Below are 4,188 nucleotides of genomic sequence, written 5' to 3' on the forward strand. Positions count from 1 at the left end.
AGGTGCAGGAAACTAAGTTTCCTGCTGGGGTGCTCGAGGGGCAAAGCCCCTCGAAGTTTTAGTCCCCCCATTCCTTCCCAAGCATTGTCCAAGCCGCCAAGGCTTGAAAATACTTCACCCCAGCGAGGCCAGAAACTCGCGCAGTGCCTCGCGCCAGAAGCGCGCCTGGCCGGTGGTGCCGTGGCCGGTCGTTTCCGTGCTGGCCTCGATGAGATGCAGCCTGGCATGAGCGGTGCGCTGCATTGCTGCTTGCATCACGCCGGTCTGGGGTGGGTTGCGCTCATCATCGGCGGAATTGATCGCCAGCACGCGGGCGCGAATACGTTCCAGCAGCGGTGCTGGGTTGTAATCGCGTGAACTCTCCCATTGGTAGATGAAGTCATTCGCATCGGGCGGTGGATTGGCCGCCAGGCGCTGTTCGACCAGCGCATCGGCTTGGGCGCGGCTGGGGGCTTGGGCCTGCAGGGCCAGGGTGCCGCCATTGGTGGCGGTGGCGTAGAGCAGGCTGGCCATTCGCAGTGAGGGTGGTGGTGTGGTGTAGTTGCCATCGGCATAGGCGGGGTCGCGGCGGATGCTCTCGATCATGAGGCGGCGCAGCATCCAATTGCGCGCGGCCATTTCGGTGGGTTGGGCGGCCATGGGCACGATGGCATCCATGAAGTCTGGGTAGGTCACGCCCCATAGCCAGCTATGCATGCCGCCCATGGAATTGCCGATGACCAGCCGCAAATGGTTGAGCCCCAGGCCTTCGGTGACCAGGCGATGCTGGGCATGGACCATGTCGTCGTAATTGTAGCGCGGGAAGCGGGCGCGCAGACCATCAGAGGGCTTGCTTGAGGCGCCGGCACCCAGCGCATCGGGCAGGATGATGAAATGGCGCTGTGCATCGAGCGGCTGGCCGGGGCCGAAGAGTGCGCCGGCAAAGCCTTGATTGAGCAAATTGCGCGCCGAGCCTGCGGTGCCATGCAGCACCAGCACTGGCAGCCCGCCGGGATTGCCAATGGTGGTGTAGGCCAGCTTCACCGCGGGCAGGGTTTCGCCATTGTGGAAGCGGAAATCCCGCGCGACCCAATGGGCCTCGCGGGGAGTGGGGTATTCCGCGGCCGTGGCCACGCTGGCCAGGGCCAGGGGGATGGCCGAGCGGCGCGGCAGGTTGGGTGTCTGCAAGGTGGGCTCCTGGAGCGTCGCGGTCTTGGTCTGGGATGGGGGATGGCCGGGCGGGGTGTCAGGCCTGGCCGGCAAACATGCGCATGACTTTTTGCATGTCATAGGGCATTTCGTGCAGGGATTCGGGGTCCCACTCACTGCGTTCGGCGGCAAAGAAATCGCCGAAATAGACATGGATGGCGCCGGTGATGCGCGCGATGGGGTTGATCACCGAATGGATCACATCCGCCCCCAGCACCAGCGTGTCCTTCTCCGAAAGGGTCTTGGCGGAGGCACCTTCGATGCGGCCATTGGCATCCTCGGGAAGGCGGCGCCAGAGGATATTGTCCTCACGGCCGGAATAGACGCCGATCACCGCCGCCATGGCGTGATTATGCGGCATGATCACCATTTTGGGCTGCCATTGCACATTGAGGATGGTGAGGTCCTTCGCGCGATGCAGGACACCGAGGCCACCGCTTTGCGGCGTGCCCAGCCGGGCCATCAATGCTGCGGGGTCAGAGACGGCGCGGGCCACCACCTCGCGCATCTCGCGCGATGGCTGGCTGGCCTCGCATGCGGCCTGGCAATCGGCGATGAAGCGGTCCTGGTCGAACATGGTGATCCATTCCTTTGATGGTCGTGGTTTAGCCCACAGCCTCGCAACGCAGTTCAAAGCGGCATTCGGCAGCCCCGGCGGCGAGGCAGGCCACCTCATGGCAGAGGGGCTCATCCGCGCGGCCTTCGCATTCCAGCAGATAGCGCATCCCGCCGGCAAAACTGCCCTGGAACACATAGCAGACGCAGCGCCTCGCCTCGGGCCCATAGCCCAGCGCAAAGGCCGAATGGCGCGCCACAATGGTGCCGCTGCCCGCTTCCACATCCAAAGCCTCAATCGAAACCTGGCCATGGCCGCGCTGGGACATGCGCTTGAGGTAGTGCCGAAACGTCTCCAGCGGGGCGAGGGAATGGGTCTTAGCCTCCGCCCGGCACCATTGCAGTGCCGAGAGATGCGATGAGCCATAGACGATATCGCGATAGGCGGTGGGGCCGATCTTGGCTTCCACCGCCTTTTGCATATTCACCATGAAATGGCGCGGCAGATACATCATCGGCAGTCCGTCGGTGGACCAGATGGAGGTGGCGGGATCGACGTCGATGGGAATTTCGGGGGCGGCCATGGTGCTACTCCACCCGCGCGCCGGAGGCCCGGATGAGGGAGGCGAAGCCGGCCTCATTGGCGGCGCGGAAGCGGATGAATTCCTCGGCGGAGGTGTACCAGGGGGTGCCGCCATTCTCGGCGAGGCGGCGGATCAGGTCAGGGCTTTCCAGTGCCTGGCGGGTGAGGGCGTTGATCCGCGCGATAATGGCGGGCGGGATGCCGGCCGGGCCCATCACCCCACCCCAGGAGGTGATCTCAAAGCCGGGCAGGAATTCGGCCATGGTGGGGATATCGGGTGCTTGGGGGCTGCGGGCGGCGCCGGTCACCGCCAGGGCGCGCACTTTGCCCTCGCGCGCCAAAAGCAGCGCCTGGGGGATATTGTCGAAGATCATGTGCACCCGCCCGCCCAGCAGGTCGATATGCGCCGGTGCCCCGCCGCGATAGGGCACGTGCAGAATATCCAGATTGGCGAGGTATTTGAACATCTCGCCCGAGAGATGCACCGTGGTGCCCGAGCCTGAGGAGGCATAGGCATAGCGGCCGGGATTGGCCCGCAACAGGGCGATCAATTCCGGCACCGTGCGCGCTGGCACGTCATTGTTGATCACCAGCAGATTGGGCAATTGGTACATGCCCGAGATGTAGGAAAAATCCCGATTGGGATCGAAGGGCAGGCGGGCATAGAGTGTCGGCGCTATGGCCAGGGCACCCACACTGGCCAGGCCAATGGTGTAGCCATCCGGCGCGGCGCGGGCGATGGCCTCGGTGCCGACATTGCCGCCGGCACCAGCGCGGTTCTCGATGACGAATTGCTGCGAGGTCAATTCGCTCATCTTCTGGCACCACAGCCGGGTCATGATGTCGGTGCCGCCGCCGGGGGGGAAAATGCCGATGAAGCGAACCGGCGCATTGGGCCAATTGGCTTCGTTTTGGGCCAGGGCGGGGCAAATGAGGCCAGGGGTGGCGAGGGCCGCCATGGCGGCGAGGGTGGCGCGGCGCGGCAGCGCTGCGGTGGTCTTGGGCATGTTTCCTCCATGCGGCCTTGCCTGGCCGTGATTGACGCTATGCACCGATGGATAGGCGTGCCGGTCAAGCGAAATCGGCTGCCGCCTCGCGTAAGCCAGCGCAGGCTGCGCGCAACGAATATGGAGGAGACCATCATGCGTGGCCCAATCGGCGCAGCCCTGCTTGCCATCACCCTCGCCACCCCTGGCCTGGCGCAGAACCGTTTTCCCTCCATCCCGCCCGAGCAGATGACGCCCGAGCAGCGCGCCCTGGCCGCCGCCATCCAGAGCGGGCCGCGCGCCGCGGTGCCGGGGCGCGACAATTCCATCGGCGGGCCATTCAATGTCTGGCTGCGCTCGCCCGGGGTGGGCGACAGGCTGCAGGCGCTGGGCAGCGAGTTGCGCTTCCGCACATCGCTGCCCCAGGCGCTGAATGAATTCGCCATCCTGATCACCGCGCGGGAATGGTCATCGCAATATGAATGGTTCGCCCATCATCGCCTGGCATTGGCGGCGGGGCTGCCGGCCTCGATCGCCGCGGATCTGGCGGAGGGCCGCCGGCCTGAGGGCATGAATGACGACCAGCGGGTGATCTATGATTTCTGCATCGAGTTGCACCGCACCCGCTTTGTCTCGGATGCGAATTTCGCCGCGGTGAAGCAACGCTTTGGCGAACAGGGCGTGGTCGATCTGATCGCGGTGAGCGGATATTACGTGGCGTTGGCGATGACGCTGAACACCGCCCGTGTGGGGTTGCCCGATGGGGTGGCGCCACCTTTGCCGGAATTGCGGCGCTAGGCTCAGGACTCATTGATCCAGAAGATGACGATGGCGGCCAGGGCGATGGCGGACATGAAGGCATGGGCGCATCGGTCA

General features: G+C 64.9%; 5 protein-coding genes. 1 reads left to right on the forward strand and 4 read right to left on the reverse strand.

Features of this window, described 5'->3' with window-relative positions; genetic code table 11:
• Positions 1-114: 114 nt before the first annotated feature.
• Genes ABWP84_RS18150 through ABWP84_RS18165 form a run of 4 tightly spaced genes read right to left on the reverse strand, consistent with a single transcriptional unit; the run spans position 115 to position 3,333 of the window.
• Positions 115-1,167 (reverse strand): alpha/beta fold hydrolase, encoded by a 1,053-nt coding sequence (locus ABWP84_RS18150; RefSeq protein WP_353213431.1) that lies wholly within the window; start codon positions 1,165-1,167, stop codon positions 115-117.
• 58 nt (positions 1,168-1,225) lie between these two features.
• Entirely contained in the window at positions 1,226-1,765 is a 540-nt protein-coding gene (locus ABWP84_RS18155) for a hypothetical protein (RefSeq protein ID WP_353213432.1), read from the reverse strand.
• Positions 1,766-1,793: 28 nt separating this feature from the next.
• Positions 1,794-2,327: a DUF5943 domain-containing protein gene (locus ABWP84_RS18160; protein ID WP_353213433.1), complete on the reverse strand. Its 534-nt coding sequence runs from the start codon at positions 2,325-2,327 to the stop codon at positions 1,794-1,796.
• 4 nt (positions 2,328-2,331) lie between these two features.
• Complete coding sequence (locus tag ABWP84_RS18165; RefSeq protein ID WP_353213434.1) at positions 2,332-3,333, reverse strand: tripartite tricarboxylate transporter substrate binding protein; 1,002 nt, start codon at positions 3,331-3,333, stop codon at positions 2,332-2,334.
• Between the two features lie 135 nt (positions 3,334-3,468).
• Between ABWP84_RS18165 and ABWP84_RS18170 the strand changes: the two genes are divergently transcribed.
• Complete coding sequence (locus tag ABWP84_RS18170; protein WP_353213435.1) at positions 3,469-4,110, forward strand: carboxymuconolactone decarboxylase family protein; 642 nt, start codon at positions 3,469-3,471, stop codon at positions 4,108-4,110.
• Positions 4,111-4,188 lie beyond the last annotated feature (78 nt).

This window comes from Rhodovarius sp., assembly GCF_040399605.1.
Taxonomy (GTDB): domain Bacteria; phylum Pseudomonadota; class Alphaproteobacteria; order Acetobacterales; family Acetobacteraceae; genus Rhodovarius; species Rhodovarius crocodyli_A.